Here is a 1,747-nt window from a genome sequence, read left to right as displayed (position 1 = left end):
TGCTATTTGAGTATTTCCGCCAAAAGTGGATGCTCCCAGTGCAGCTTGGGTGCGATCACCTACGGTGGGCGGAACGCCGTCTCTACGAGAGGCTGCGCCAACGCCTACGGCGGGGCGGAGCATCGTCGCGCAAGTTCAATTTCATTAAAAAAAAGCAAATTTATTCTTTATAACGGAAAATAATTGAGTGCTATTGAAACCTTGAGGGGTACTCTTACCATGTTCCGTCTCTCACCAATTTGGACAAAGCAACTACTGTGGAGTATTACTTGTGTAATATTTTTCACTTTAACTTGCAGTTTAATACTACCTGCGGCCTCTTGGGCTGACTCTTCTGGCTTGGGTGTTAAGTTAGGACATCTGAGTGCTTGTCCAGTTTCAGATAACTGTGTTGTGAGTCAGGATGCTGATGCCAAACACACCATTGACCCGATCGCCTATCATGTAGATCGCGACAAAGCACGAGAAACCTTACTCAAAGTTCTCACAGTTGTTCCCCGGACAGAGGTTTTAGAAGAAAAAGAAAATTACATCTATGCGATTTCCAAAAGCCGCATCTTCAAATTTGTGGATGATGTAGAGTTTTATTTACCTCCCAATGAGTCAGTCATTCATATGCGATCGGCATCCCGTGTAGGAGAGTCGGATCTGGGAGTTAACCGTAGGCGTTTAGAACAAATTCGTTTAGCCTTGAAAGATTTAAACATTTAACTACTCAGCGTACTAGCGCAGCTAGCTTAATTTGTTGGGTTGAGTAATCATAGAATACTTCTGATTGTAATTTTCTAGGTTTTTTGAACCCAACCATTTTAAGGCTGACGCGTTAGTACCTCCGCGTTCACCTTCTCTGCGAGACGCTGCGCGAATGCACCCCTCTGCGTTTAAATTCCCCAACTCTTCCTTCTGGAGATTAGACTAAATTATGCTGGCACTAACGAGATAGATATTTGAGTTTAAATCAATACCTAGTATTAATTCTGGTGTTGACGAGCTTTGATGATGCTATGTTCTGGATATTAACTTCAACTATAAAAACAATACAGTAAAATGTTAGAAATTTGTTCTATACCAGGCTGTAAGCAGTTCGTTTCAAAGCCAGGACACCTACTATGTTATGAGCATTGGAAAGCAAATAACCTAAAAGTAAACAAAGCAATCAGTTTTCCACAAGTTGCTAAAGTTATTTCTCAATCTCCTGCATCTGCCAATGTGTTGCTTTCAGCTACCAAAATTAGTGAAAGGCTAGGTTTCTCTAGAAAAGCAATTAACCCTATTCTTGCTGAACTGGGATTATTAGATAAAGTTCAGAATGGTTGGTTAGCTACACGTTTAGGATTAAGTTTTGGCGCAATTCAAAAGTACGATGAGCAGAAAAATAATTCTTATGTTCTCTGGTCAGAAGAAATCTTAAACAATCAGATTTTTATAAACACATTTCGTAAAGCCAGCACACAGGATACAGAACCTAATTTCAGTGATGATAACAACAAGCTAGAATTTCGGGAAAAGTTTCATGCAGGCACTTATCGTACAACTGATGGACACTGGGTTCGTTCAAAAGCTGAGTTAGCAATCGATAACTGGCTATACATGGCAAGTTTAGTTCACGCTTATGAACGCAAACTGCCTATTGAAGAAGAGGTTTACTGCGATTTCTATATGCCGTCTGGTAGAGTTTACATTGAGTATTGGGGCAGGGCGAACGCATCTAAATATTAAGGAGCGATAATCAAGGTGGAATTCGCCA

Annotated in this window: 2 protein-coding genes; both read left to right on the top strand. The window is 40.7% G+C overall.

The features are described 5' to 3' along the window. Positions 1–219: 219 nt before the first annotated feature. Positions 220–711, top strand: coding sequence for a DUF1499 domain-containing protein (locus ACM0OR_RS28075; RefSeq protein WP_414579682.1), 492 nt, complete (start codon positions 220–222; stop codon positions 709–711). Positions 712–1,047: 336 nt separating this feature from the next. Beyond that, positions 1,048–1,719, top strand: a complete 672-nt coding sequence (locus ACM0OR_RS28070) for a hypothetical protein (RefSeq protein ID WP_414579681.1) — start codon at positions 1,048–1,050, stop codon at positions 1,717–1,719. The last annotated feature ends 28 nt before the right edge of the window (positions 1,720–1,747 follow it).

This window comes from Anabaena sp. CCY 9402-a, from assembly GCF_963920945.1.
In the GTDB taxonomy this organism is placed as follows: Bacteria; Cyanobacteriota; Cyanobacteriia; order Cyanobacteriales; family Nostocaceae; genus Trichormus; species Trichormus minutissimus.
Note: the sequence above shows the minus strand (reverse complement) of the source record. Positions and strands in the feature narration are given on the sequence as shown.

Bases quoted from the DNA above. Each gene is read 5' to 3' on its own strand.
- ACM0OR_RS28075 (WP_414579682.1), top strand. From the start codon at position 220: ATGTTCCGTCTCTCACCAATTTGGACAAAGCAACTACTGTGGAGTATT.
- ACM0OR_RS28070 (WP_414579681.1), top strand. From the start codon at position 1,048: ATGTTAGAAATTTGTTCTATACCAGGCTGTAAGCAGTTCGTTTCAAAG.